Here is a 26,199-nt window from a genome sequence, read left to right as displayed (position 1 = left end):
TACAACCTCAACAATAGTTGAGGTCAATCACAAATATGCCGACCGAGGAAAAAACACCGAAGCCCCGCCCCTTTCCGCGCGATTTGAGCGTCGGCGAGGTGGCAGCACGCAGCGGCGTGGCGGTGTCGGCGCTGCATTTCTACGAGAGGCAGGGGCTTATTCGAAGCTGGCGGAGCCAGGGCAACCAGCGACGCTACCCGCGCGAGGTGTTGCGCCGTGTCGCCGTCATCAAGATCGCCCAGCGCACCGGCATACCGCTGGCTTCCATCAAGCAGGCGCTGGCCGCCTTGCCCAACGAGCGAACACCGACGGTGGACGACTGGAAGCGCCTGTCGGAGGGCTGGCGCGAAGAACTCAACGAACGCATCCTGAAACTGACGCAGTTGCGCGACCGCCTCACCGGCTGCATCGGCTGCGGTTGCCTTTCGGTGCGCGAGTGCCCGTTGCGCAATCCCTACGACGAACTCGGCCACGAGGGTCCGGGCGCGCGGCTGCTCGAAGACTGAGCGGCACCACCGTGGGCGAAATGCAACAGGCGATGGAAGATTTGCCGCGCCGCACAATCGTGATTGGCATGCGGGTGCCTGCTAATTTACGTGATTGTAACCGAATGAAACAATCCGTTATCGCCAGTACCAATTATTCCGATGAAAATCCGTACCCATCTCGCGGCGGCAATCCTCGCATGCCTTATGTGGCCGTCCCTCTCACTGACCGCAGACGCGGGCGATCGTCCGCTGATCTGGGAATTTTCGAAGCAGTCCGATACATCCTATTCGGCGCGGGTGGGTAGTTCCCTACCGCATGTCCCCGAGGCCAGCGTCGGCGCCGATGTGAGGATGCGCGGCCCGGACCCGGCAGTCTTCGGCGATCCTGTATCGCTTTGGGCAGACCTTAGGCTCGCCGAACAAAGCAAGCCGCGGGTAAAACGGGCAACGCATCTGAAAGCCCGCATCGACGGTCGTTCCGGCAAGCGCAGCGTCTCGCTGGACAATAGCGTCACCCGCCGGTTGCACACACTGGATACCGAACTCCGGCAGAATGTAAGCGTTTTTAAGGAAGCCGCCAGCAACCGCAACACGCGGCTGCGGGCCAGTCAGAGCGTGAAGCTTTCTTCGCCGGCGACACGGACCGCGGTTACGGCACGCGCTTCGCGCACGGACGGCGAAAGCTGGCAGACCAGTATTGCTCTCGAACAGGAACTGCGCAAATCGATCCGGCTTGTCGCCAGTGTCGAGAATCCGGGCACACGGAACCGCGCCGGGCGCGTCAGCGCACGCTATCGTTATAGCTGGTAGTGGACGGAACGCTTAGGCGAGCCAGCGCTTGCGCCGCTTGTAATGCTTGACGTCCTTGAACGACCGCCGGCCTTCGCCGCCGACGCCGAGATAGAACTCCTTCACGTCCTCGTTCTCGCGAAGCGCCTGAGCCTCTCCATCGAGCACGATGCGGCCGGACTCCAGAATGTATCCGTATTTCGCATAGCGAAGTGCGATGTTCGTGTTCTGCTCGGCAAGCAGGAAGGAAACGCCCTGCTCCTCGTTGAGCTTTTTCACGATCTCGAAGATTTCCTCGACGAGCTGGGGTGCCAGCCCCATCGACGGTTCGTCGAGCAGGATCATCTTCGGGCGGCTCATGAGCGCGCGTCCGATGGCGGTCATTTGCTGCTCGCCGCCTGAGGTGTACCCCGCCTGGCTCTGACGCCGGACCTTCAGTCGCGGGAAATACTGGTAGACGAGGTCGAGATCCTCGCGGATCGCGGCATTACCGTCTCGTCTCGTGAACGCGCCGGTCAGCAAATTGTCCTCGATCGACAGGTGGCCGAAGCAATGCCGGCCTTCCATCACCTGGATGCAGCCGCGTCGTACCAGTTCGTTGGGCGACAATGCCTGAACCTGCTCGCCCTCGAAGACGATATTGCCCTTCGTCACCTCGCCACGCTCCGCTCGCAGCAGGTTGGAGATGGCTTTCAGCGTGGTGGTCTTGCCCGCACCGTTTGCACCGAGCAGCGCCGTGATGCCGCCGCGCGGAACGCTCAGCGACACACCCTTCAGCACCAGGATGACGTGATCGTAGATCACCTCGATGTTGTTGACCGCAAGGATGGTATCGGCAGGTTGCGGTTCAGAAGCGTGAGACGCGGTCATGAAAGCTCCGGCGCGGATCGTTCGCTTGCCCGGCTAAGCCAGGCAATTCCGAAGGACCGCGCGAGGGGTGGTTCCTTCGGGGTTGATTAAGGGGTGCCGGCGCAGCCCCTCGCCTGTCTGCCGGCACCCTCTCCCCGCGGACGGGGAGAGGAAGGCTGATGCTACATCGAGCACTCTTCGTTGGTCGGCCATGGCGCGTTGGCAGCCGCATATTTCGCCGCTTCTTCCTCGACCAGCGGGTCGATGAGCGCCCGGTCGGCTGATAGCAGTTCGGAAACCTTCTCGAACTTCTCGCCGTCCCACTGAACCATCCATGCGCCGGCATTGCCGGTATGGTTGGCGCAGGTGGTCTTGAGCGGTCCCATCATGCCCTCGACACCGAGTTCGGCGAGGCGAGCTTCATCCATGTTCAGGTTTTCGAGCCCCCAGCGGACCTGTTCCTGATTGATGTTCGGCGTGCCGGCATGGTCCTGCGCCACGCGGACCGCTTCCGCCAGAATGACCGACATCAGCACACCACGCTGATAGGCCATGCTGTCGAACTCGCCGCCGGCCTGGTCGATCTGCGATTTTCCGGCATCCACGACGTGCTTCTTGATGTCCTGCATGACCGGCGCCTCGGAATCGGTGAAATTCCAGCTCAGCGCCCTATAGCCCTTGCCGTCGGCTCCAACGAGCTTGAGGTCCGGGTTGTGCGCGCCCCACCAGACGCTGACGAACTGATCCATCGGATAGCGCGTCTTGACCGCTTCGGTAACGGCGCCGGCATTCATCGCGCCCCAGCCCCACATGATGACGTAGTCGGGACGTTCGCGGCGGATCTGCAGCCACTGCGCCGACTGGTTCTGCATCTCCGTCAGGCCGACGGGAATCGGCAGGAAGGTGAAGCCGTGTTCCGCCGCCAGCTTCTCGAACAACGGAATCGGCTCCTTGCCGTAGGGATGGTCGAGGTGCAGGAACGCGATCTTCTTGCCGTTCAGATTGGCGACGTCACCATCACCGAGCGCCGTCATGATCATCGAGGCGCCGTCCCAGTAGGACGTCGGCGCATTGAAGGCCCATTTGAAGGTCTTGCCGTCCTGCATGGCAGAGAAGCCGTAGCTCGGACCGAACATCGGGATCTTGTCGACATTCGTGCGCGGCAGCACCTGCAGCGTGATACCCGTCGACCAGGGCTGGGTGACAAGGGCACCCTCGGACTTCAGGCGTTCGTAGCACTCGACGCCCTTTTCCGTATTGTAGCCGGTTTCGCACTCGTCGAACGCGATCTTGACGCCGTTGATGCCGCCATCGCGCTCGTTGAGCATGGTCATGTAGTCGAGCTGACCGTTCTGGTGCGGCGTGCCGGTCGCCGCGAACGGTCCCGTGCGGTACGACATGTTCGGCAGTTTAAGCGTATCCTGAGCCACGGCCGACAGGGAAAGCCCTGCCAATATCGTGGCCGAAAGCAGTACGTTTGCGATCAGTTTCTTCATTCTCTCCTCCTTCGAACCCGGTTGCCCGGATTTCCTCCACTTCGAACCCGCTCAGTGCGGGAACGGCCATATGATGAGTTTTTCCCGCGCCACCGCCCATAGCCGCGCAAGGCCGTGCGGCTCCAGGATCAGGAACAGGATGATGAGAGCGCCGATGATCATGATGTTAAGGTGATCGACCGTGGCCGGTGTGAGCGGCAGGCCCAAAGCAGCCGGCACGCCACTGATGATAACCGGCAATGCCACGATCAGGATCGCCCCGAGATAGTTGCCGAGGATAGAGCCAAGGCCGCCGATGATGGCGATGAACAGGACACGGAAAGACAGCGGTATGTCGAACAGGTTCGCCTCGGCCGCGCCACGCCAGAGAAAGACGAACAGCGCGCCCGCCACGCCGATGATGTAGGACGACACGAAGAACGCGAGCAGCTTCGCCTTCATCAGGTTGATGCCCACCAGTTCAGCCGCGATGTCCATGTCGCGCACGGCCTTCCATTGCCGCCCGATGCGGCCCCGCGTGAGGTTGATCGCGACGAACGTTATCAGCGTCACCGTGCACAGGACGAAGAAATACTGGTTGATGGCCGGCGCGGTCGGTCCCGCGAAGGTGAAGCCCAATATGCTGATATTGGGCACCTGAATGGCTCCGGAGGCCGAATAGTTGTAGAGCCAGCCCCACTTCTGGAACAACCATACAAGGAAGAACTGCGCGGCAAGCGTCGCGATCGCCAGGTAGAACCCCTTGATCCGCAGTGACGGCAGGCCGAAGGCGACGCCGATCGCCGCCGAGACGAACCCCGACATCAACACCGCCGCAAGAAGGTTGAGACCGGGGAAGATCGTCATCAGCTTGTAGCAGGCATAGGCGCCGACGCCCATGAAGGCGCCGGTCCCCAGCGAGAGCTGCCCTGCATAACCCGTCAGGATGTTGAGCCCTAGCGCCGCCAGCGAATAGATCAGCACCGGGATCAGCAGCGTGCGGAAAACGAACTCGCTGGCCGTCATCGGGAAGACGACGAATGCCAGAACCAGAATGAAGGCGAGTAGCCACGCATCCTGCCGCACGGGGAAGAGGGCGAAATCGGCCTTGTAGCTGGTCTTGTATTGTCCGGCGACGCGATAAAGCATGACGAAATTTCCTTACACGCGCTCGATGATCTTTTCGCCGAACAGGCCCTGCGGCCGGAAAAGCAGCACGAACAGCGCGAACACGTACGCGAACCAGGTCTCGGTGTTGCCACCCAGCAGCGGCTGTCCCCAATAGATCTCGAACAGCTTTTCGAGGATGCCGATGAGCAGTCCGCCGATAATGGCACCCGAGACGGATTCCAGCCCGCCAAGCATCAGCACCGGCAGCGCCTTGTAGGCGATTACCTCCAGCGCGAAGGACACGCCGGCGCGCGCGCCCCACGCAATGCCGGTCACCAGCGCCACGACGCCTGCGATGAACCAGACCAGCACCCAGATGGTCGACAGCGAGATGCCGACCGACAGCGCGGCCTGGTGATCGTCGCCGAGCGCGCGGATCGCGCGCCCCATCTTCGACTTGTTGAGGAACATCAGCAGCGCCAGCACGAGGATCACCGCGCCGACCACCGCCGTGACATCCTTCTGCTCGATGAGCAGGAAACCACCGAACGGCTCGAACTCGAAGCTGCCGGTCGGGATCATCAGTTCCTCGGTGATCATCCGCTTGTTTTCACCACCGAAGATGATTTCGCCGAAGCCTATCAGGAACAGCGTGATGCCGATCGTCGCCATGAACAGAATGATGTCGGGCTGGTTCACCAGTGGGCGCAGCACGACGCGCTCGATGCTCATTGCCAGCACATACATGACCGCAAGCGTTATCGGCACCGCGAGCAGGGCCGGCACGCCGTTCTCGTGCAGGCCGACAAGGGTAAGTGCGGCGAACACCACCATGATGCCCTGCGCGAAGTTGAAGATGCGCGACGACTTGAAGATGAGCACGAACCCAAGCGCGATCAGCGCATAGAGGGTGCCGGAGACGGTTCCTTCCCAAAGCACCTGCAGCAGGAAATCGGGCGCGGTCGCCATATCCGCGAAGGGCTTGATCAGGATCGAGTGCAGAAATTCCATTCTCCGGCTTCCCCCTATGCGCCGCCCGTCACGGCGTCAGCTGCGGAAACAGGCCCACTAGGCCGATGATGATGAGGTAGATCGCGACGATGTAATTGAGCAGTCGCGGCACGATCAGGATGACGACGCCCGCGATCAGTGAGATCAGCGGCGTAAGCGGCAGGTTTTCCATCGGGTTTCCTTTCCATCAATGGGCTACGCCGAGATAGGCATCGATGACCGACTGGTCGTTCTTCACCTCGTCTGGCGCTCCGTCGGCAATCTTCTTGCCGTAGTCCAGAACGACCACACGGTCGGAAAGGTCCATGACCACGCCCATGTCATGCTCGATCAGGGCGATCGTCGTGCCGCGCTGCTGGTTCACGTCGATGATGAACCGGCTCATGTCCTCTTTTTCCTCGAGGTTCATGCCCGCCATCGGCTCGTCGAGCAACAGCAGGGAGGGCTCCATGGCCAGCGCGCGGCCAAGTTCCACGCGCTTCTGCAATCCGTATGGCAGCTTGCCGACGGGGGTGCGACGGATGTGCTCGATCTCAAGGAAGTCGATGATCTCCTCGACCTTCTCGCGATGCTCGATCTCCTCGGCCAGCGCCGGACCGTGCCACAGCATCTGCCAGCCGATGTTGCGCTTCATGTGGACAGAGCGGCCGGCCATGATGTTGTCCAGCGTCGTCATACCCTTGAAAAGCGCGACGTTCTGGAAGGTGCGGGCAATGCCCTGGCGCACGGCGTGGTGCGGCTTCATCGCCCGGCGCTGTTGGCCGCGGAAGGTGATGGTGCCTTCCTGCGGCGTGTAGAAGCCGTTGATGACGTTCAGCATCGACGTCTTGCCCGCACCGTTGGGTCCAATGATCGCCCGTATCTCGCCTTTCTTCACGTCGAAGGAGATGTTGGTGATCGCCTTCACGCCGCCGAACGACAAGGAAACGTTCTTGACCTCCAGCAGGGTATCGCCCTTGGCGACACCGTCATCGTCTGCAGCTATGAACTGGGTTCCGGCGGTGTGGGCGTTCATTCTGCTGCCTCCCTCACCGCCTGCGGCCGGGGCGACCCATGCATCGTGGCATCGGCGATCTTCACAGTCGCCCTGATCTTGCCCTTGCGACCGTCCTCATAGGTGACTTCCGTCTCCACATACTTCTCGGTCGAGCCGTCATAGAAGGCGGCGATAAGTTCGCGGTAGCGTTCGTCGACGAAGGCCCGCCTCACCTTCTGCGTTCGCGTCAGTTCTCCATCGTCGGCGTCGAGTTCCTTGTGCAGGATGAGGAAGCGCTTGATCTGCGCACCGGCCATCATCGGCTCTTTGGAAAGCCGCCGGTTCGTCTCGTCGACGTTGCGCGCGATCATCTCGTAGACCTGTGGGTGCCCCGCGAGTTCCTGATAGGACGCATAGGCGATGTTGTTGCGCTCCGCCCAGTCGCCGACGGCCTGAAGATCGATGTTGATGAAAGCGGTCGCAAAATCGCGGTCGTTGCCGAACGCCACCGCTTCCTTGATGTTCGGGAAGAACTTCAACATGTTCTCGATATATTTCGGCGCGAACAGCGAACCGTCGTTCAGCCGGCCTACGTCCTTGGCGCGGTCGATGATCTTGAGCTGACCGTCCTTGTCGAAGAAGCCGGCATCACCGGTCTTGATGAAGCCGTCCGGTGTCAGCACCTCCGCGGTCTTCTCATCCTCCTTGTAATAGCCGGAGAACTGGCCGGGCGAGCGGAACAGCACTTCGCCGCTTTCCGAAATGCGGATGTCGACGTTTGGCGTGGCAGGCCCCACCGTGTCGGCTCGTACCTGACCGTCCTGCTGGGCCGTCACGTAGAGGAAGGCCTCGGTCTGGCCGTAGAGCTGCTTGAGGTTGATCCCAAGCGAGCGGAAGAACGAAAACAGGTCGCCGCCGATCGCCTCGCCAGCCGTATAGGCAACCGTGATGTTGGACATGCCGAGCACGTTGCGCAGCGGCGCGTAGAGCAGCACGTTGCCGAGTGCGTAGGCCAACCGGCCGGAAAGCGGCACCGGGCGCTTTTCCAGGATGGCCTCGCCGTGCTTGCGGGCAACCTCGATGAAGTGCCGGAACATCCACTTCTTGAAGCGCCCTGCATCCTCCATGCGGATCGTCACGCTGGTCAGCAGCCCCTCGAACACCCGCGGCGGCGCGAAATAGAACGATGGCGCGATTTCCCGCAAGTCCTGCGGAACGGTCTGCGGGCTTTCCGGACAGTTCATGCAGAAGCCGGCCACGTAACCTTGCGCGTAATTCAGATAGTGGTCGCCCACCCATGCCAGCGGCAGGTAGGCCAGCACACTGTCGTGCTCGGTGATCCGGTCGAAGGCGACTGTGTCCGACGCCGCCTGCACCGCGCCCGCCGCCTTGATCATCACGCCCTTGGAGCGACCGGTGGTTCCAGATGTGTAGAGCATGACGGATATATCGTCGCCGCTGCCCTTGCGGATGTCCTCCTCCCAGCGTCGGGCGCGCTCGGGCTCCGCGGCCAGCACGGCGCGTCCCTTTGCCTGAACGTCGGCGAAGCTGTGGAGCCCCTCGGGCGGGTAATCGAGCAGACCGCGAGGCTCGTCGTAGATCACCTCGGACAGCGCGGGAATCTTGTCCTTGAAGGACTGGATCTTGTCGACCTGCTCCTGGTCCTGGACCACCGCGAAGCGCACGCCGGCATGATCCAGAACGTAGGCCATCTCCTCGGCCACCGCGTCGGCATAGACCGGTACAGGTACCCCTCCCAGAGATTGAACCGCGACAAAGGTCCAGTAGAGCCGCGGCCGGTTCGCCCCGACCACGGCGACCCTGTCGCCGCGGGCAAAGCCGATCGCCTCGAGGCCGACGGCAAACGCCCGCACCTCGTCAAGCTGCTGCGCCCAGGTCCAGCTCTGCCAGATGCCGTGATCCTTGTGGCGCATGGCAGGGCGTTCACGGAAACGGTCCGCATTGAGCAGCAGATACTTCGGAAACGTATCAAGCGAGGTCGCAGCTTTCGCCAAAACCCAATTCCTCCCGTCAGAAGCGTTCAACCGCCCCTTATGCCCGACAGGCACCTCCCGCCTGTCGGAAATCCTCTTCTTGGTCGGAAGTTTTCACGAATCGCCCCGGCAGGCAACAATGCCCTTGACAGACAGACCGGCACATTGTCTTTTTGACTGGGCGCTCGTGTGAGCTCGCCCTTCCAAAAATCACTTAAACATTGTGTGGGACGTGGCCGCGCGACGCGTTTACGCGTCGTATATCGTGAGCGCCTGAATGTTGATCGGAGTGATCCGGCCGTGCTCGACCCTAAGGAGCCCCTCGTCCTGAAGCTCCTGCAGGCAGCGGTTGACCACCTGGCGTGAGACGCCGACCAGCAGGCCGAGTTCCTCCTGGCTGATCTCAACGGCCGGTCCCGCCCTGGGGTACAGAACGCGGTTGAAGAACCATGACAGGTTGCGCGCCACGCGCGCCTTAGGCCCGAGAATGCGGTCGTATTCGATCGTCGCGAGAAACTGTCCCATGCGCTCGTTGAGCGCGCGGACCAGATAGCGGTTGAAGCCCTTGCTGTTCTCGTAAAGCCACATGAAGGTGGCGCGCTGCACCATCAGCATGCGCGTGTCGCGGATTGCCACGACATCGTATTTGCGTGGTTCGTCCTTAAGAACCGATCCCTCGCCAAACCAGCTTCCGTCGGTCGCGCCGGCAAAGGTCATGGCCTTTCCGTCCCGGGAGATGGCGCTGATCTTCACCAGCCCGCTGACGACCCCGGTCCAGTGATCGAGCCGGTCGCCGCGATGGCAGACATAGCTGCCCTTTGCGAACTGCCGTTCGACGACCCCGCGCCGAACGCGCTCGATCTCGTCGTCCGTCAGTTCGCCGGCCCAAATCGCCGCGCGAACGATGTCTTCCCTTGCGTTCATATGTCCTCGAATGCGGGCAGTTCGCCTATCGCCCGTATCTGCGACGGCTTATGAACGCCCCTTCCCCGAAAGACAAGAAAAACGGACCGGAACCGGTCAGGCGGCGCGCTTCATATATTTCGCGGTCGGCAGGATGGTCAGCGGGGCGAGTTCGCCCTTAGGCGGCCGGGCAAACAGCATCCTCTGTTCGAACGGGGTCGACTTGAAGAAGGGAAAGCGCTCGATGGTCTTCGCCATGTTCTCCGAGCATTTCGACTGGAACAGGTAAACGGGGCAGACGAGACCCGGATACGTCCGCGAAGGCATCGTCTGCTCGGAGCCGAATATGCGGCGATAGAAACCCGTATGCTCTTCCTTGATTGCAGTCAGGCAATAGTCGACATCGAAGTACGAGCAGGCCGCCACAGCCAAGCGCAGGGTCACGTAGGGCAGTGCCTTGAACGCGCGGGAAAATTCGCTGTCCGCGGCAAAGCGGCTTGGATCGATGAACGTCTCGCCCGCGGCCAGTCGCGGTCTAAGTTCATCGCCGAAGACCTGCACGCTCGGAGAAACCGGCATCTGCGGGTGGACGTGGTGGACACGGATCGTGCTCGCCAGTTCACCGTCGATGAAGATGCCGAAGCGATAGGAGTTGGCCAGATCGTCGAACTCGTCCTCGACGATGCGCGTCGATGAGCCCGTTATCATCCCGCTTGCGAGATAGGCATCGTAACGCAGGCGATAGATCGCCTCGATGTCTTCGCCGCTTTCACAGCGCCGGTATTCGATGTGCTCAAGCAGTGCGGATACGCTTCTTGAAAAGCTGGATTCTTCCGCCGACGCAACAGAGGCCGCACCCTCCGCCGCATTCGAAAGCGGTACTCGTGACACCATCATATCCCCGCAAATGGTCACGTTACTCGACCAAATTAACGGTACATTAACCTAGAGGTGAGTAAAGGCGAAAATCCGAACCTCCCCGTTTACCGAAAGTTAACCTTAAGAAAGGGTTAACTTCACTACCGCGTTGATTGAATGAGGAAGGTTCGCTTAGCGCCCGGAGGCGGATACGGCGTTGATTTGGCTGGCGAACGGCCAGGTGGTTGTTGACATCGTTTCGATGCCCGACGCCGTCAAGGCCGAACCGAAGAGGAAACCCTGGACGAGATCGGGCTTCACTTCCAAAGCCAGCACCTTCAGTTGATCGAAGGTCTCGACCCCTTCGATCGTGACGGCAAGACCCAGCGGACGTGACAGGTTCACCACGCCCTTCAGCAGTTCGAGCGAGCGCTGGTTGCGGGTCACGTCGATAAGGAAGGAGCGATCGATCTTCACCTTGTCGAGTGGAAGCGTGTGCAGATAGCTTAGGCTGGAATAGCCCGTGCCGAAATCGTCAAGCGCGATACGCACACCCAGCGCCTTCAGTTGTTCGATATAGGTGCCGGTCTGCGACTTGTCGTCCAGCAGCGCGGTTTCGGTGACCTCGATCTCGAGGCGGTGCGGTGCCAGGCCGGATTTCTCCAGCGCATGGCGCACTTTGGCAATGACACTGTCATTGCGGAAATCCTTTGCCGAGAGGTTCACCGAAACGCTGATCGGGTCGGGCCACCTGGAACACTCCAGGGTGGCCGCTTCGAGCATGAAGGTGCTGATATCGGAGACGATGCCCATCTCCTCCGCCAGCGGGATGAAAACCGCGGGCGAGATCGGACCGATCTCGGGGTGGTCCCACCGGCACAAGGCTTCGCAGCTCGCGATCCGCATCGTTTCCATCGAAACGATTGGCTGATAGACGACCCGCAGCCCTCTGGTTTCCACGGCATGGCGCAGATCCGCCTTCATCACCTGCCGGTTGCGGAACGCCTGATCCATGGCTGCCTCGAACAGCCGCCATCCGTTCTTGCCGTTTTCCTTGGCCTTGTAGAGCGCCAGATCCGCCTTCACGATCATTGCATCCACATCGGCGTCCCTGGCCGCGGCCAGAACCGCGCCGGCACTTGTCTGGATCCGTAATGCATGACCGGCGACATCCACATCGCCGTTCAGGCTGGAAAATATCTCGTCGAGCAGTGCCGGGAACGCCTCTGGCTCCTGAACGTCGTTGAAGAAGATCATGAATTCGTCGCCACCGAAGCGGCTGACCCGGACATCGTCGCCGGCGAAGCGGTTCAGGCGCTCGGCAACCGCATAGATGAGCCCGTCGCCGACCGGATGGCCCAGCGTATCGTTGACGCTCTTGAAGTCGTCTAGATCGAACACCGCGAGCGCGACCTTCCGATCCTGGCTTCCTGCAGCGACCGCTTCGGAGACGACTTCGTGGAAATAGGCGCGGTTCGGCAGTCCGGTGAGGCTGTCGTATCGCGCCATAAAACGGATGCGCTCTTCGGCCTCGATCCGGGCGGTCACTTCGTCGAAAGTGATGACGCCGAGTTCGTCATACCCTTCCCGAGCGGAAAATTCGAAGTAGCGGCTGTCGGTCAGTCGCAGAAGCACCTTGCGATCCTTGCCCTCACGCAAGGCGCGCGTGAGCTGCGTTTCTGCATAGCGCGAATCCTTGAGGCTCAGCACGCCCGCCGCCACGCCGCGCATGAGCAGGCCGCGCAACGTTCGCCCCAGGAGCCTCTCGGGCTTACGCACGCCCATCAGGCTGGCGGCTTCCGCATTGGCCACCACGACCTTGCCTTCGGGGCTGAGCATGATCAGTCCAGACGACATCGTGTTGAGCGCCCGGTCGAAGCGCTGGGCGATTTGGTCCGCGCGCCTGTGGCCGATGACGGCGGAGAACAACACTTCCCGCACGCCCTTCGCGGTACCGGAAATGATGAAAAAGAACGGAATGATTAGCAGGCCGAGCACGGCATTGAACGGATCCGCGCGCATCAGCAGCCCGACGGCGATCGGAAGCACGAAGGTCAGCGAGAAGATCGCCACCATCCGCGGCGAGCCGTAATTGCGGCCCGCCACCGTGACCATCGACCCCATCGTGACGGCCGTGGCCGACAGTTCGGCATAGGGATCCGGATAGAGATAAATCGCGATGAAGCAGAAGCTGCCGAGCGTAAGTCCCTGGATGCTGCCCTGGATGATGTATTCGCGCTCACAGCGTTTGGCGCTTTGGTAGTCGCGGATGACAGCATGCTTGACCACGCGGCGCATGCTGAAATAGCGCCAGACACCGACCGACGCCAGCAGAAGCGCCATCCACAAAAAGATGCCGTGACCCGTCTTGAGGTAGGACATGCCCGAAACGACGGCATGACAGAACGCACCGATCAGAAGCATGTGCACGTTGTCGTACAACGAGCGCACGAACTGAACGTACACGTCTCCGGGTACCTGGTCGGGCTTCACTCGGTTTATCTCGTGTGTCATGCAGTGTTTCTTCATGACACGCGCGCATTAAGAAAGACTTATACGGCAAAGCGCTTACCCGGGGCCTGCTGCTTCAAGCATTTCGCCAAATGCCGCCGCGATCGTACTACTCTGCCGCCTTCAGCGCCTCCGCCGACGTGGGTGTCTTCAGTCTAGCGATCAACCGCTGTCGTTCACTGGCAGCCTTGTCGGCATTTGCCTGCTTCACATGACCGTAACCGCGGATGATGGCCGGCACCGATGCAAGCGCCGCAGCCGCATCGATCCGGCCCGGCGCCATTGCCTGTCTGATCGTTTCCAGATCGCCTTCATATTCGTTCAGCAGACGGCGTTCCATCCGGCGCTCGCCAGTGTATCCGAAGACATCAAGAGCCGTGCCGCGCAGGCCCTTCAGGCGCGCGAGAACGGAAAAGCCTTTCATCATCCAAGGTCCGAAGCTCGACTTCTTCGGCCTCCCATCGGCATCCTTTCGTCCAAGAATTGGCGGTGCGAGATGAAATTCGAGCCGGTCCCAGGTCTGGAACTGGCCCGCAAGCTGCCTCTGGAACGCGCCATCGGTGTAAAGCCGCGCGACTTCGTATTCGTCCTTGATCGCCATCAACTTGAACAGGTTGCGCGCAACGGCCTCGCTGACGGCGATCGAGCCCGGCACCGCGCGCTCCTCCGCCTCACGCATGGCCTGCACCGCGCCGAAATAACGCGCTGCGTAGGCGGCGTTCTGATACTCGGTGAGGAATGCGACACGGCGTTCGACGATCTCGTCCAGGGTCTCGGACAACTGCCGCCCGGTCGCTGCGTTCCGGGACGACGCGACCAGGCCCCTGACGAACTCCGGATCGTGCGCCGCCCGGCGACCCCAGCGAAAAGCATCGATATTCATTGCGACCGCCTGGCCGTTGAGTTCGATCGCCTTCTCGACCGCCTCCGCCGACAGCGGCAAACCGCCATGCTGATATGCGAAGCCGAGCATGAACATGTTGGCGCCGAGCGAATTGCCGAAAAGCACGGACGCGGTGTTGGTAGCGTCGAAGAAATGCGCCTTGTCTTCACCGGCAGCGGTACGGATCGCCTTCTTGACGCGTTCGGTCGGCAGGGAAAAGTCGGCGGATCGGGCAAAGTCGCCCGGCATCACTTCGGCCGTGTTGGCCACGAAGATCGTCTCGCCTTCGCGCACGGACGCCAGAACCTTTTTGGAGCCGGAAACGACCAGATCGCAGCCCAGCACGAGATCGGCCTTGCCGGCAGAAACGCGAATGGCCTGAATGTCTTCCGGCGCATTGGCGATGCGCACATGCGAAAAAACGGCACCGCCCTTCTGCGCCAGTCCCGCCATGTCGATCATGCCGCAGCCCTTGCCCTCCAGGTGCGCGGCCATGCCGAGCACCGCCCCTACGGTCACGACGCCGGTACCGCCGATACCGTCGATGATCGAAGACCACCCCTGTTTCCCGAGCGTGAACAGTGCCGGCTCGGGGACACCGTCTAGCGGGTTTGCCCTTCCAGCAACGCCTTCCGCCCTACGGATCTTCGCGCCATGCACGGTCACGAACGACGGACAGAACCCGTTGACGCAGGAAAAATCCTTGTTGCACGACGACTGATCGATCCGCCGCTTGCGGCCGAACTCCGTTTCCACCGGCTGCACCGAAACGCAGTTGGAAGCGACACCGCAATCGCCGCAACCTTCACAGACAAGCTCGTTGATGATGACGCGCTTGTCCGGGTCCGGAAACGTGCCCCGCTTGCGCCGGCGCCGCTTTTCCGCCGCGCAGGTCTGATCGTAAAGCAGCACCGAAACACCTTTCACATCGCGCAGCTCGCGCTGCACGGCGTCGAGATCATCGCGATGATGAATCGTTGCGCCGGTCGGAAACTGCGCGCGGCCGGCATATTTTTCCGGCTCGTCGGTAACGATGGCAATGCGGTCGACGCCTTCGGCGCGCACCTGGTTGGCGATCATGTCCGCCGAAAGATTGCCCTCATGCGGTTGCCCGCCCGTCATCGCGACGGCATCGTTGTAGAGGATCTTGTAGGTGACATTGGCGTTGCTGGCGACCGCGAAGCGCAGGGCGAGCGACCCCGAGTGATTGTAGGTGCCATCGCCAAGGTTCTGGAACATGTGTCCGCGCTTCGAGAACGGCGCCTGCCCCACCCATTGCGCGCCCTCGCCGCCCATGGCCGTGAAGCCTACGGTAGAGCGGTCCATCCAGAGCGCCATGAAATGGCAGCCGATGCCGGCTGCGGCCATCGAGCCTTCCGGCACTTTCGTCGACGAATTGTGCGGGCAACCGGAGCAGAAATAGGGCGTGCGGCTGGCCACATCCTTCGTTTCGGCCAGCATCGCCTGGAACTGCCGCAACCGGCTGACCTTGGCGGCGATCTCCTCGGAATGGCCGATCGTCTTGAGAATGCGCTCGCCCAGCGCGATGGCGATGTCGTTGGGGTCGAGCGCACCGGCGGCCTGGAACAGAGTGGTGCCGCGCTCGTCCTTCTTGCCGACGATGGTAGGGCGATTGGCCGTGTCGTATAGGTCCTCGCGAAGCTGCGTTTCCAGAAGCGAGCGCTTTTCCTCGACCACGACGATCGTTTCGAGACCGTGGGCAAATTCCGCGATATGCGCGTAGTCCAGCGGCCAGGGGCAGGCCACCTTGAACAGGCGCACGCCAAGGCGGTTCGCCTCGGCTTCGCCGATGCCAATGTCATCGAGCGCCTGCCTGACGTCCAGATAGCTCTTGCCGATGGTGAGGATGCCGATCTTCGGGTTCTTGCCGCCCGAATAGACGATACGGTTGAGCCCGTTGGCGTGAATGAAAGCGCTTGCCGCCGCGCGCTTGTAGTCGTGCAGCCGGCTCTCCTGCGCGAACTGGTCGAGCTCGTGGCGAATATTGAGCCCGCCCGCCGGCATGTCGATCTCCGGCAAGATGATGTTCAGCCGGTCGAGCGATACGTCTACGGAAGCAGTCGATTCGATATTGTCCTTGACGCATTTGATCGCCGACCAGGTGCCGGCGAACCGCGACAGCGCATAGCCGTAGAGGCCGTAGTCGATCAGCTCCTGCACACCCGCCGGATTGAAGATTGGCACCATGGCATCGACGAACGCGAATTCGGTCGCGTGGGCATTGGTCGACGATTCCGCCGTATGGTCGTCGCCCATCAGCGCCAGCACACCGCCATGCTTCGAGGAGCCGGCGAGATTGGCATGCCGGAACACGTCGCCCGTCCGGTCGACGCCCGGCCCCTTGCCGTACCAGAGGGCGAACACGCCGTCATGTTTGCCTTCGCCAAGAAGCTCGGTCTGCTGCGTGCCCCAGCACGCAGTCGCCGCCAGTTCCTCGTTCAGGCCCGGCTGGAACACGATGTCCGATTCCTGGAGCTGTTGCTTTGCGCGCCAGAGCTGCTGGTCGAGCCCTCCCAGCGGAGAGCCGCGATAACCCGAGATGAAGCCGGCCGTCGAAAGACCGGCGCGCCGGTCCCGCTCGCGCTGCATCATCAGCATGCGGATTACCGCCTGCGCGCCTGATATGAAGATGCGCTCTTTGGAAAGGTCGAATTTGTCGTCGAGCGCGACTTCGTGCAGCGTCATCAACATCCTCCTCGTGGGTAGCCGCCCTCGCATCGGAGTGCGGAGCGTGGCGTGCCGTCACTTCAGTGTTTCTGCCCGAACAGCCTCCGTCAAACGAAATCGCCTGAGCCAGCGGAAGTGCGCTTGCCGACCCTGCTCTTCACAGAAAAGCCCGGCACATTGCTTTCCAAGCCTCCGCCAACCTGCTAATGCGCCGGGACAAAATGGCCAGCCCGCGTGTCCTGACGGTAGTCGCAGGCTTGTCAAAAAGAACGAAAAACGTCTAGGGGAACGCATTTCCGGCATCGCCGCCGGACGTGCCACAAGGGAGCCTGCGATGGCACGCCGCGTGCTGCGCCACCACCATGTTCTTCATTACGGGATCGAGGTTCGGAGACGGAACCCATGAAAGTCCTTGCTGCCATCGTCCAGATCATCAACGCGATAAATCGAGTGGTCGGCAACGTCTTCTCGTGGCTGTCGCTTGCCATCGTGCTGGTCTGCTTCACCGTTGTCGTCCAGCGTTATGCACTCGCCACAACACATCTGTGGATGCAGGACCTCTATGTCTGGCTCAACGGCGCCATGTTCACGGCCGTTGCCGGCTTTGCCTTGCTGCGCAACGACCATGTTCGCGTGGACATCTTCTACCGCCCAGCCGGTCCCGAACGAAAAGCGCTGATCGATCTCATCGGCGTGGTGTTCTTCCTGATGCCGTTCGCCTGGATCGTCTATGCCTATGGCTGGAACTTCGTCGCCCGTTCCTGGCGGCTTTATGAAGGTTCGGCAAATGTCGGCGGCATGCCGGGCCTCTTCATCCTCAAGAGCTTCATCCTGGTCTTCGCCTTCGTGATCGCGATACAGGGCATCTCCATGGCCTTGCGCTCTATTCTGGTTCTGACGCGCAACGATCATCTCCTTCCCGCCGACTACCGCTACGAAACCCAGCAGGAGAACCATTGATGGATCTCGTCCTTCTCGGCGAGATCTTCGCCGGCCTGATGTTCTTTGGAATCATCGGCTTCCTGATGCTCGGTTTCCCGGTGGCGTTCACGCTTGCCGGCGTGTCTCTGATGTTCGGCCTTGTCGGCATGTGGTTCGGCGTCTTCGACCCATCGAACTTCGGCGCACTGGCCAATCGTTATATCGGCTTCATGACCAACGAGGTGCTGGTCGCCGTTCCGCTGTTCATCTTCATGGGCGTGATGCTGGAGCGCTCCAAGATTGCGGAGCAGCTTCTGCTCACCATGGGCAAGCTGTTCGGCAACATGCGCGGCGGGCTGGGCATGTCGGTCATCATCGTCGGCGCGCTTCTGGCGGCTTCGACCGGCGTGGTTGGCGCGACCGTTGTCACCATGGGTCTCATCTCCCTGCCGGCCATGCTTCGCGCCGGCTACGACCCCAAGCTCGCCTGCGGCGTCATTTGCGCCTCGGGAACGCTGGGGCAGATCATCCCGCCGTCCACCGTGCTCATCTTCATGGGCGACATGCTCGCCGGCATCAACGCCCAGGTGCAGATGGCCAAGGGCAATTTTGCCCCGACGCCGGTCTCTGTCGGCGACCTGTTTGCCGGCGCCATCCTGCCGGGCCTCTTGCTGGTCGGCCTCTACCTTCTATGGATGGTCTTCAAGGCGATTTTCTCACCGGAGTCCTGCCCGGCGACCCCGGTTGCGCCTGAAGAAAAGCAGCACCTGGCGCGGGAAGTCGTCGTAGCGCTCGTTCCGCCGCTCGCGCTCATAGCGGCGGTGCTCGGCTCGATCCTCGGCGGCATCGCGACCCCCACCGAAGCTGCATCGGTCGGCGCCGTGGGCGCCATGGTTCTGGCCGCCCTGCGCTGGCGGCTGTCGTTCCGCGTATTGCGCGAAGCCGCGATCGCGACCGCGACCATCACCTCGATGGTGTTCATCATCCTCTTCGGCGCATCGGTGTTCTCGATCGTCTTCCGCCTGATGGGCGGAGACAATCTGGTTCACGAGTTTCTGGCCAACCTGCCGGGCGGCGTTGTCGGCGCGGTCATCGTCGTCATGGCGATCATGTTCCTGCTCGGCTTCATCCTGGACACGTTCGAGATCATCTTCATCGTGATCCCGATTACCGCCCCTATCCTCCTCGACCTCGGTGTCGACCCTGTCTGGCTCGGCGTTCTGGTGGGCATGAACCTGCAGACGAGCTTCCTGACACCGCCTTTCGGCTTCGCCCTGTTCTACCTGCGTGGGGTTGCACCCGACAACGTGACCACGGGCATGATCTACCGCGGCGCCATTCCCTTCGTGCTGCTTCAGGTCGTGGCGCTGGCGCTGATGTTCCTGGTACCCGGTATCGCGACTTGGCTGCCGCGCCTGCTTTACAGCTAGGACGGCATTCACACGGCCCAGCAAAAAAGGCCCGGGATCGCTCCCGGGCCTTTTTTTGCCGATACGTTGACGGCTTAGATCTTGAAGTACTTCTCGCGAGCCTGGATGAAGAGCGAGTCTGTACCCTGCGTCTTCTCGCGAACGATGTTGAGCGAAGAGACGAAGCTCTCGGCGGTCTTCTTCGTCAGCGCATCGCTGGAATCCAGCAGGCCCTGCATGATCTCCTTGGCCGCATTGGCGCCGGCCTCGAGGATCTCTTCGGGGAACTGACGCACCTGCACGCCGTGGTCGTTAACCAGCGTCTGCAGCGCGCGCGGATCGTTGGCCGCAAAGTCGGCGGCAACCGCGTCGTATTCCGCCTGCGAACAGTCACGGATGATTGCCTGCAGGTCGGACGGGAGTTCCTGATACTTGGCCTTGTCCACGACGAGTTCGGTCGCCAGACCCGGCTCCACGAAGCTCGGGAAGTAGTAGTTCTTGCAGACCTGGTAGAAGCCGAGCGCGAGGTCGTTGTAGGGGCCGACGAACTCGGCCGCGTCGAGCGTACCGGTCTGCAGCGCCTGGAAGATCTCACCGGCAGCCATGTTGGTCACAGATGCGCCAAGCTTCTCCCAGACCTGGCCACCGAGGCCCGGCGTACGGAAGCGAAGGCCCTTGACCGAGTCGACGCCGGTAAGCTCGTTGCGGAACCAGCCGCCGGCCTGCGTACCCGTATCGCCCGACAGGAAGCCCTGCACGCCGAACTGGTCGTAGATCTCGTCCCATATCTCCTGGCCGCCCATGTAGCGGACCCAGGCGGTGAGCTCGCGCGAGGTCATGCCGTAGGGGACGCCGGTGAAGAACGACAGGGCCGTGCTCTTGTTCTGCCAGTAATAGGCAGCACCATGGCTCATTTCGGCCGAGCCTTCGATAACTGCGTCAAGCGCCTGCAGCGGCGGCACCATCTCGCCGGCGGCGAAGACCTGGATGGTCAGCCGGCCGCCGGACGCCGCGGTGATACGGTCGCCGAGACGCTGGGCGCCGACGCCGAGGCCAGGAAAATTCTTCGGCCAGGTAGTAACCATGCGCCACGTCTGATTGCCCTGCGCAATGGCCGGCGCGGCAAGCGTGGAAGCGGCGACAGCGCCGGCTCCGGCAAAGCCGGCCTTCTTGATGAATGAACGACGATCCATGAAGTAACCTCCCAATATGGAACGGATCTTTGAAGATACGGAACTCGGAACCGGATCGCACATGATGTGCGCCCTCCCCCGAAGCCGGCGCGTATAAATACACGGGCAAACTGCCAAGTCCAGCAGCGCGAAACAACGGCGTTCGATTGCCTTGCGGTTGTGCAACGGGCTCGTCTGCACGTTTTCGGGCAGTACGCTCGAGGCGTCGGCGACGCTTGGAAATCCGCACGAACGGAGCTAGATGTATGTGACAGTTTCCAGCTTGAGAAGCCGGCTTTCCGGCAACCGGAACCAACCATGCGCCAACCGCTAATTGCCGTATCAACCGACGTTCGCCAGTTCGAAAACTACACCTGGCATGCAGCTCCCCAGCAATATCTGGAGGCAGCGCTGTCAGCGGCGGGCGTTCTTCCGATGATGATTCCGTCCTTTGGCGACCGGCTCGATCTGGACGAGCTTCTGTCGTCCGTGCATGGCGTCATGGTCACAGGCTCGAAATCGAATGTGCATCCGTCGCTCTATGGCGGCGACGCCAGCGAAGCGAACGGGCCGTATGACGAGGCACGCGATGCAACCACGCTGCCGCTCATCCGGCTCGCGATCGAGCGCGGTGTGCCGCTACTCGCCATCTGCCGGGGCATCCAGGAGCTCAACGTCGCGCTCGGCGGCACGCTGGCCACGGAAATCCAGGATCAGGACGGCATGCTCGATCACCGCGCGCCCACGAGCGACAATCAGGATGAGCGCTTCGCCATCCGCCAGCCGGTATCGATCAAGCCGGGTACCTGCCTTGCCGGTGTGTTTGGAGCCGGCGAGATCATGGTGAACTCAGTTCACCGTCAGGCAGTTGGGCGGCTGGGCGAACGGCTTCAGGTCGAGGCCGTGGCAGAGGACGGAACGGTCGAGGCGGTCTCGGTCGTCGGAGCACGTGCCTTTGCTGTCGGCGTGCAGTGGCATCCGGAATACTGGGCCAGGAGCGACGACAACTCCGCGCGTATCTTCCGCGCTTTCGGCGACGCAGTCCGGCTTCATGCCGCCGATCCTTCGGGGCGGCTTGCAGCGGAATAGAATTCTGCCGGCGTTGCGGCCTCAGTCCACCGCGAGCAGCGTCATGATCGGCTGGCGCGGTGCGTAGGAAACGAAGGCCGCGCCGTCTGCTACGGCAAATTCGGCAACCACCCCGCCATCATCCTTCATGAAGGCAATGGACCCATCATCGCGGTCCTGCCACCAGCGCGCAGCATTCAGGTCGCCGCCAAGGTCCAGGCATTGCGCACCAAAGCGCAGCGGCCGCCTGTCTTCCAAATCAGGAACCTCGACAGCGATAAGCACGCAGGCGTCGTCAACGCCGCCCGCATAAAGGCGGAAGCGAACCTCGCTCCTGGCGGAAATGCTGCCCGTAATGGCGTCCATGTCCGGCGCGACAGGCGCGGCCTTGGACCCTGGCGCCAGGATGCCCAGCGCCATCAACAGGATCGCGCCGGTTTTCGTCATGCTCATCGGAATCCCTCTGCCCTGCAAGGACAGAAAGATCGGCATTCATGGTTAACGAAGCTTTAAGATCAGCGTGTCGGCAACGGAACGTCGCGGGTTTCCGCGACCGGCGTCATCACCTCGCCGCGCTCGAACCAGGCGAACAGATTGTCGGCGACGAGATCCGCCATCGCCTGCCTGGTATGAACGGTCGCTGAGCCGACATGCGGCAGCAGAGAAGCGTTCTCGGCCTTGAGCAGACCTTCCGGAACGTTCGGTTCGTCAGCGAACACGTCGAGACCGGCGGCCATGATGGTTCCGTCCGCGAGCGCCTTGGCCAGCGCATCCTCGTCGACGGTAGAGCCACGCCCGATATTCACGAAAACGCCATTGCTCCCGAGCGCAGCCAGAACTTCAGCGTTGATCGCCTTTTCGGTCGACGCGCCGCCCGGTGCGATGGAAACAAGCGTATCGACGTTGCGCGCCAGGTCGACCAGCGTCGGATAGTAGGTGTAATCCACCCCCTCGACAGGGCGGCGATTGTGGTAGCTAATCGGAAGACCGAACGCCTCGATCCGCCGAGCTATCGCCTGCCCGATCCGGCCAAGGCCGAAAATGCCGACCGAGCGCCCGCGCAGCGTACCGCGCGTCAGCGGATAGTTCCCGTCCTTCACCCACTTGCCGGCGCGAAGCCATGCCTCAGCCTTCGGCAATTCGCGCACCGTGTTGAGAAGCAGGCCGAGCGCGGTGTCGGCAACCTCCTCCGTCAGCACGTCGGGCGTGTTGGTCACCATGACGCCGGCGGAGCCCGCATGCTTGGCATCGACATGGTCATAGCCGACGCCGAAGCTGGCGACTATCTCGAGATTGGGCAGGGCATCGATGAAGGCTGCGTCAACGCGCGTCATCACGGCCGCGCCCCTGATCCTGGCCCGTTCGTCATCGCTCAGCAATGTCGGATCGGCACGCTCCGCTGTGACGACGTTGAACGCCTCCGATATGCGTCCGACCGCATGCGGATGGAGCTTGCCGGGGATGAGGATTGTTACGTCGTCGGTCGCTGCCAAGGTTATGGCTCCCTCTTGCATCATGATTGTGGATCGGTTGTCAGCGTAGGCAGTGGCCGGAGGTCAGGCAAGCCCTCACGAACCGGCCAACCGGCAGCACTTTCTGGGGTCAGCGCTCCACCGGCTTGCCGGTCGACTGTCGCACATGCAGTTCCGGCCGGATCAACTCCTGCCCGCCATGCACCTCGACACCATTGAGCCGGTCGAGCAGCGTCCGGGCCGCGCGACGCCCGACCTCGCGCTGCCCGTTCCAGACGGTGGTTAGGGCCGGCGTGGCGATGGCGGCTTCCTCCAGATCGTCGTAGCCGGTAACCGAGACGTCGACGCCCGGCACCAACCCGGCGCGCGCGATGCCATTCATCAGGCCGATGGCCACCAGGTCGTTCCAGCACACTGCCGCCGTGGGTTTGTCCTTGAGCGCCAAAAATTGCTGCGACGCCTCGAAGCCTGCCTGCTTGGTACGAGGGCCGGGAATGCGCCAGCGCGTCTCGACCGGGAGCCCGGCGGCCTCCATGGCCATGACATAACCGCGATAGCGATCGCGGCCGGTCGACGTCTGGTCGGTGCCGCCGATCATAGCGATGCGGCGATGCCCCAGCGAGATCAGGTGGTTGGTCGCAAGACCGATGCCGTAGGCGTCGTCGCCGCGGAAGACGGGCACGTCGGCGTCCTCGACCGACCGAGCGATCAGCACCGCAGGCAAACCGTTCGCCTCGGCAAGCTGGATATCGGCGGCAGGCGTGCCAATCGCCGGCGACATGATGACACCGTCCGCACCCAGTTGCAGCAGCGTATCGATGAAGGTCCGCTGCTTCTCAAGCTGGTCGTAATGGTTCGAAAGCAGGAAGGTCTGCCGGCTGCGATCAAGCTCGCTTTCGATCGATCGCAGGATCTCGGCGAAGAACGGGTTCATGATGTCGTGCACGACGACGCCGACGATGCCCGAGCGCGACGTGCGCAGGCTGGCCGCCCGGCGATTGTAGATATAGCCGATCGTGCGCGCGTGCTCCTTGATCCGCTCCCGGGTGGCATCGGCCACCAGCGGACTGTCGCGCAGTGCCAGCGATACGGTGGCGGTCGACACGTTCAACGCTTCCGCGATCGTCGAAAGCTTGATCTTCTGAGCCAGGGAACCCCTCCTCCCGACAGGCGCGGCGATGCGTCTTTAAACGGTTTAAAGAACCCTATGCCATCCGCGGCCGGCATTTCAAAGCTTTTTTGCCAGCTCCTGGGTTTCGCTATTCGGCGCGGTCCGGCTTGCAAGCCGCAGCCGGTGTTCGCGATGGACGATATAGAGGCCGCTGGACACGATGATGCCGGCGCCGGCGAGCGTCCACCAATCGGGCAGGTCCGAAAACACCAGGTATCCTAGCGCGATCATCCAGATCATCTGCGAATAGGGATAAGGCGCAAGCGCCGTGGTGGTCGCCTGCTTGTAGGCCCGGATAAGCAAATAGTGCCCAAACGCGCCGATGGCGCCAAGCCCGAAGAGCAGCACCCAATGCAGCGGCTCCTGCGGCATGGACCCATAGAGCGGCACGAACGGGAACATAAGCACCGTTGGCGCAAGCGCGGAATAGAAGATCAGGCTCGCCGATGTCTCCGTCGCCCCCATGTGCCGGGTCATGATGACGTAGAAGCTGTAGCTTGCCATCGACATCAGCGCGAAAACGTGGCCGGTGCCGAAGGTGCCCAGGCCCGGCCGCGTAATCACCAGCACGCCGAGGAGGCCGACCAGCACGGCGAGCCAGCGCCGCCAGCCAGCCCATTCACCAAGCAGAGGGCCGGCAAGCGCGGTGATCACCATCGGCGCGAAAAAGTAGATCGAGATCGTCTCGGCGAGCTGCAGCGTCTGCAGCGCTAGGAAATTGAACACCGTCGAACCGAACAGGAACACGCCGCGCACGATCTGCCTTGGCAGGCTCTGCGCGCGGAACATGGCCGGGTTCGACCATGACCGGAACAGGATCATCACCAGCACGAGGTGGATGGCGAAGCGCATCCAGGCCAGAAACGGCGCGGCCATGCCCTGCTGCACAAGATACTTCGCGCTTGCATCGAGAAAGGCGAATGAAAAGCAGGCACACAGCACAAGCAAAATAGCCGAGGTCGGCGTGGCCGCCTCCGGATTGCTTTGTTGCTGGGTCAATGCGTGTGGCCGGGCATCATGGGAGCTTCATGCGCTTCTTCGACCAAGAGGGCCTGTGGCGCAAGAAAAAACTGCATGAAAATGCAAACCGACCGGGCGTCCTTATTCGTCGGCGTCGTCAGCTTCCTCGTGATCTTCCGCAACGATCGCCCCGTTGGACAGGTTCGCCTCGATGCGGCCGAGCAGCTTGACCAGAGCCTTCTGCTCTTTCTTGTCGAGCCCCTTGAGTGCCTGCTTCTCCGTCTTGCGCACCGCTTTCTCAATGGCACGGATGGCGCCGCGTCCTTCCTCGGTCAGGAAGACATTGGCCTGGCGCGCATCGGTCTCCGAAGCACGCTTTTCCACATAGCCTTGGGTCTGGAGACGGTTGATCGTTTTGGTCACCGTGGGTGGTCGCACGCCGAGCTTTATGGCCAGTTGACCCGGCGTCTGGCCGTCCTCGCGATCCAGCGCAATCATGATCTGGTCCTGGCCGGCGTAAAAGCCGTGCGACAGGAGACGCGCCGCCAGCGCCGTGCGCGAAAGCCGCGCCGCCGAATGAAGCTGCGCCATCGCAGCCGCCTTGCCAGGTTTAGCCATCGACGTTTTCCCCTCGCTTTCGCATTGCCTGAGGGCCGCGGGACACGCTAGCCTGACCTCAACGCGACGAAGCCATGGCATAGCCACATAACAGAAACATGACAGCCAGCGAAACAAATCGTGCCGGCCTGCGATCCGTGGCCGTGCTGCCGCTCGGCGCGACCGAGCAGCATGGACCGCACCTGCCTTTCGAGACCGACACCATCATCGCCGAGGGCGTGGCCACGCGCGTCGCGAGCCTGCTGCCAGCGGGCCTGGAAGTGCACTTCCTGCCCGTCGAGCCAGTCGGCTATTCGATAGAACACCTGGATGTCGCCGGCACCCGGACGTTGACATTCGACGAAGCAGTAAGGCGATGGATCGGCATAGGCGAGGCGTGCCATCGGCAGGGCTGCCGCCGCTTCGTCATGCTCAACGCCCATGGCGGCAACTCCTCGCTGATGACGATCGTCGCCACCGAGCTGCGGGTGCGATTCGACATGCTGGCGGTAGCGACGAGCTGGACGCGTTTCGGCTATCCGCCCGACATCGTCTCACCGGAAGAAAAGGCGCTCGGCATCCATGGCGGCTTCATCGAGACCAGCGTCATGCTGACGTTGCGTCCCGACCTGGTCGACATGGACAAGGCACGCAATTTCACCTCGATGCAGGCAGTCTACGAGCGGGAGTTTTCGCATCTTCGCGCCTATGGTCCCCACGCCTTTGGCTGGAAGATGCGCGATCTGTCGCCGGATGGCGTCGTCGGCAACGCCGCCGCGGCTAATGCTGAGGCGGGCGAGATGATCCTCGATCATGCCGCGAAAGGCATTATCGAATTGCTGGAGGATGTCGCACGCTTCGACCTGCGGATGCTGGGTTCGAACCCCACATAAT

General features: G+C 62.0%; 23 protein-coding genes. 6 read left to right on the top strand and 17 right to left on the bottom strand.

From position 1 onward, the window contains the following. Positions 1 to 35 precede the first annotated feature (35 nt). Both soxR and V1479_RS14775 read left to right on the top strand, forming a co-directional pair. Positions 36 to 506: a redox-sensitive transcriptional activator SoxR gene (gene soxR / locus V1479_RS14780; protein WP_368803584.1), complete on the top strand. Its 471-nt coding sequence runs from the start codon at positions 36 to 38 to the stop codon at positions 504 to 506. Positions 507 to 839: 333 nt separating this feature from the next. Continuing rightward, complete coding sequence (locus V1479_RS14775) at positions 840 to 1,298, top strand: hypothetical protein (protein ID WP_368803583.1); 459 nt, start codon at positions 840 to 842, stop codon at positions 1,296 to 1,298. A gap of 12 nt (positions 1,299 to 1,310) precedes the next feature. Here V1479_RS14775 and V1479_RS14770 read toward each other — a convergent pair whose 3' ends face one another. From V1479_RS14770 to V1479_RS14720, 11 genes are all read right to left on the bottom strand, one after another. After that, positions 1,311 to 2,147: an ABC transporter ATP-binding protein gene (locus V1479_RS14770; protein ID WP_368803582.1), complete on the bottom strand. Its 837-nt coding sequence runs from the start codon at positions 2,145 to 2,147 to the stop codon at positions 1,311 to 1,313. Positions 2,148 to 2,308: 161 nt separating this feature from the next. Beyond that, positions 2,309 to 3,622, bottom strand: a complete 1,314-nt coding sequence (locus V1479_RS14765) for an ABC transporter substrate-binding protein (RefSeq protein WP_368803581.1) — start codon at positions 3,620 to 3,622, stop codon at positions 2,309 to 2,311. A gap of 51 nt (positions 3,623 to 3,673) precedes the next feature. Next, complete coding sequence (locus V1479_RS14760; protein WP_173193346.1) at positions 3,674 to 4,750, bottom strand: branched-chain amino acid ABC transporter permease; 1,077 nt, start codon at positions 4,748 to 4,750, stop codon at positions 3,674 to 3,676. 12 nt (positions 4,751 to 4,762) lie between these two features. After that, positions 4,763 to 5,722, bottom strand: a complete 960-nt coding sequence (locus V1479_RS14755) for a branched-chain amino acid ABC transporter permease (RefSeq protein ID WP_173193348.1) — start codon at positions 5,720 to 5,722, stop codon at positions 4,763 to 4,765. A gap of 28 nt (positions 5,723 to 5,750) precedes the next feature. Next, positions 5,751 to 5,894: a DUF3096 domain-containing protein gene (locus tag V1479_RS14750; RefSeq protein ID WP_368803580.1), complete on the bottom strand. Its 144-nt coding sequence runs from the start codon at positions 5,892 to 5,894 to the stop codon at positions 5,751 to 5,753. A gap of 15 nt (positions 5,895 to 5,909) precedes the next feature. Next, positions 5,910 to 6,737 (bottom strand): ABC transporter ATP-binding protein, encoded by an 828-nt coding sequence (locus V1479_RS14745; protein ID WP_368803579.1) that lies wholly within the window; start codon positions 6,735 to 6,737, stop codon positions 5,910 to 5,912. Next, positions 6,734 to 8,713: an AMP-binding protein gene (locus tag V1479_RS14740; protein WP_368803578.1), complete on the bottom strand. Its 1,980-nt coding sequence runs from the start codon at positions 8,711 to 8,713 to the stop codon at positions 6,734 to 6,736. Before V1479_RS14740 ends, V1479_RS14745 begins: the two co-directional genes overlap by 4 nt. A 228-nt stretch (positions 8,714 to 8,941) precedes the next feature. Further along, on the bottom strand, positions 8,942 to 9,616 hold the full coding sequence (locus V1479_RS14735; RefSeq protein WP_368803577.1) for a Crp/Fnr family transcriptional regulator: 675 nt from the start codon (positions 9,614 to 9,616) through the stop codon (positions 8,942 to 8,944). Between the two features lie 96 nt (positions 9,617 to 9,712). Further along, positions 9,713 to 10,489 (bottom strand): N-acyl amino acid synthase FeeM domain-containing protein, encoded by a 777-nt coding sequence (locus V1479_RS14730; protein ID WP_368803649.1) that lies wholly within the window; start codon positions 10,487 to 10,489, stop codon positions 9,713 to 9,715. Between the two features lie 156 nt (positions 10,490 to 10,645). Then, a complete protein-coding gene (locus tag V1479_RS14725; RefSeq protein ID WP_368803576.1) occupies positions 10,646 to 12,967 on the bottom strand; it encodes a putative bifunctional diguanylate cyclase/phosphodiesterase in 2,322 nt (773 codons plus the stop codon). A gap of 106 nt (positions 12,968 to 13,073) precedes the next feature. Then, a complete protein-coding gene (locus tag V1479_RS14720; protein WP_368803575.1) occupies positions 13,074 to 16,553 on the bottom strand; it encodes an indolepyruvate ferredoxin oxidoreductase family protein in 3,480 nt (1,159 codons plus the stop codon). 384 nt (positions 16,554 to 16,937) lie between these two features. Between V1479_RS14720 and V1479_RS14715 the strand changes: the two genes are divergently transcribed. Then, entirely contained in the window at positions 16,938 to 17,495 is a 558-nt protein-coding gene (locus V1479_RS14715) for a TRAP transporter small permease subunit (protein ID WP_368803574.1), read from the top strand. Continuing rightward, entirely contained in the window at positions 17,495 to 18,886 is a 1,392-nt protein-coding gene (locus tag V1479_RS14710; RefSeq protein WP_368803573.1) for a TRAP transporter large permease, read from the top strand. The genes V1479_RS14715 and V1479_RS14710 overlap by 1 nt, the downstream gene beginning before the upstream one ends. 74 nt (positions 18,887 to 18,960) lie before the next feature. Here the strand turns inward: V1479_RS14710 and V1479_RS14705 are convergent, their stop codons facing one another. Beyond that, positions 18,961 to 20,058, bottom strand: a complete 1,098-nt coding sequence (locus V1479_RS14705; protein WP_368803572.1) for a TRAP transporter substrate-binding protein — start codon at positions 20,056 to 20,058, stop codon at positions 18,961 to 18,963. Between the two features lie 297 nt (positions 20,059 to 20,355). Between V1479_RS14705 and V1479_RS14700 the strand changes: the two genes are divergently transcribed. Continuing rightward, complete coding sequence (locus V1479_RS14700) at positions 20,356 to 21,126, top strand: gamma-glutamyl-gamma-aminobutyrate hydrolase family protein (protein WP_368803571.1); 771 nt, start codon at positions 20,356 to 20,358, stop codon at positions 21,124 to 21,126. A gap of 21 nt (positions 21,127 to 21,147) precedes the next feature. Here the strand turns inward: V1479_RS14700 and V1479_RS14695 are convergent, their stop codons facing one another. From V1479_RS14695 to V1479_RS14675, 5 genes are all read right to left on the bottom strand, one after another. Next, positions 21,148 to 21,558 (bottom strand): hypothetical protein, encoded by a 411-nt coding sequence (locus V1479_RS14695; RefSeq protein ID WP_368803570.1) that lies wholly within the window; start codon positions 21,556 to 21,558, stop codon positions 21,148 to 21,150. A gap of 62 nt (positions 21,559 to 21,620) precedes the next feature. Continuing rightward, on the bottom strand, positions 21,621 to 22,598 hold the full coding sequence (locus V1479_RS14690) for a 2-hydroxyacid dehydrogenase (RefSeq protein WP_368803569.1): 978 nt from the start codon (positions 22,596 to 22,598) through the stop codon (positions 21,621 to 21,623). Between the two features lie 109 nt (positions 22,599 to 22,707). Next, positions 22,708 to 23,727 (bottom strand): LacI family DNA-binding transcriptional regulator, encoded by a 1,020-nt coding sequence (locus V1479_RS14685; RefSeq protein ID WP_173193750.1) that lies wholly within the window; start codon positions 23,725 to 23,727, stop codon positions 22,708 to 22,710. 78 nt (positions 23,728 to 23,805) lie between these two features. Continuing rightward, positions 23,806 to 24,747: a DMT family transporter gene (locus V1479_RS14680; RefSeq protein ID WP_368803568.1), complete on the bottom strand. Its 942-nt coding sequence runs from the start codon at positions 24,745 to 24,747 to the stop codon at positions 23,806 to 23,808. Between the two features lie 102 nt (positions 24,748 to 24,849). Continuing rightward, positions 24,850 to 25,326 (bottom strand): MarR family winged helix-turn-helix transcriptional regulator, encoded by a 477-nt coding sequence (locus tag V1479_RS14675; protein ID WP_173193366.1) that lies wholly within the window; start codon positions 25,324 to 25,326, stop codon positions 24,850 to 24,852. Between the two features lie 98 nt (positions 25,327 to 25,424). On the opposite strand from V1479_RS14675, the gene V1479_RS14670 reads away from it, so the two are divergent. Further along, complete coding sequence (locus V1479_RS14670) at positions 25,425 to 26,198, top strand: creatininase family protein (protein ID WP_368803567.1); 774 nt, start codon at positions 25,425 to 25,427, stop codon at positions 26,196 to 26,198. The last annotated feature ends 1 nt before the right edge of the window (position 26,199 follow it).

The sequence above is a fragment of the Neoaquamicrobium sediminum genome (assembly GCF_040970315.1).
GTDB lineage: Bacteria > Pseudomonadota > Alphaproteobacteria > Rhizobiales > Rhizobiaceae > Aerobium > Aerobium sediminum.
This window is presented reverse-complemented; position numbering and strand designations above follow the sequence as displayed.

Coding starts and splice junctions, on each gene's coding strand:
- V1479_RS14705 (WP_368803572.1), bottom strand. CDS start 20,058: ATGGATCGTCGTTCATTCATCAAGAAGGCCGGCTTTGCCGGAGCCGGC.
- V1479_RS14715 (WP_368803574.1), top strand. CDS start 16,938: ATGAAAGTCCTTGCTGCCATCGTCCAGATCATCAACGCGATAAATCGA.
- V1479_RS14735 (WP_368803577.1), bottom strand. CDS start 9,616: ATGAACGCAAGGGAAGACATCGTTCGCGCGGCGATTTGGGCCGGCGAA.
- V1479_RS14760 (WP_173193346.1), bottom strand. CDS start 4,750: ATGCTTTATCGCGTCGCCGGACAATACAAGACCAGCTACAAGGCCGAT.
- V1479_RS14770 (WP_368803582.1), bottom strand. CDS start 2,147: ATGACCGCGTCTCACGCTTCTGAACCGCAACCTGCCGATACCATCCTT.
- V1479_RS14670 (WP_368803567.1), top strand. CDS start 25,425: ATGACAGCCAGCGAAACAAATCGTGCCGGCCTGCGATCCGTGGCCGTG.
- V1479_RS14730 (WP_368803649.1), bottom strand. CDS start 10,489: ATGGTGTCACGAGTACCGCTTTCGAATGCGGCGGAGGGTGCGGCCTCT.
- V1479_RS14745 (WP_368803579.1), bottom strand. CDS start 6,737: ATGAACGCCCACACCGCCGGAACCCAGTTCATAGCTGCAGACGATGAC.
- V1479_RS14725 (WP_368803576.1), bottom strand. CDS start 12,967: ATGACACACGAGATAAACCGAGTGAAGCCCGACCAGGTACCCGGAGAC.
- soxR (WP_368803584.1), top strand. CDS start 36: ATGCCGACCGAGGAAAAAACACCGAAGCCCCGCCCCTTTCCGCGCGAT.
- V1479_RS14750 (WP_368803580.1), bottom strand. CDS start 5,894: ATGGAAAACCTGCCGCTTACGCCGCTGATCTCACTGATCGCGGGCGTC.
- V1479_RS14765 (WP_368803581.1), bottom strand. CDS start 3,622: ATGAAGAAACTGATCGCAAACGTACTGCTTTCGGCCACGATATTGGCA.
- V1479_RS14710 (WP_368803573.1), top strand. CDS start 17,495: ATGGATCTCGTCCTTCTCGGCGAGATCTTCGCCGGCCTGATGTTCTTT.
- V1479_RS14720 (WP_368803575.1), bottom strand. CDS start 16,553: ATGACGCTGCACGAAGTCGCGCTCGACGACAAATTCGACCTTTCCAAA.
- V1479_RS14675 (WP_173193366.1), bottom strand. CDS start 25,326: ATGGCTAAACCTGGCAAGGCGGCTGCGATGGCGCAGCTTCATTCGGCG.
- V1479_RS14775 (WP_368803583.1), top strand. CDS start 840: ATGCGCGGCCCGGACCCGGCAGTCTTCGGCGATCCTGTATCGCTTTGG.
- V1479_RS14695 (WP_368803570.1), bottom strand. CDS start 21,558: ATGAGCATGACGAAAACCGGCGCGATCCTGTTGATGGCGCTGGGCATC.
- V1479_RS14755 (WP_173193348.1), bottom strand. CDS start 5,722: ATGGAATTTCTGCACTCGATCCTGATCAAGCCCTTCGCGGATATGGCG.
- V1479_RS14700 (WP_368803571.1), top strand. CDS start 20,356: ATGCGCCAACCGCTAATTGCCGTATCAACCGACGTTCGCCAGTTCGAA.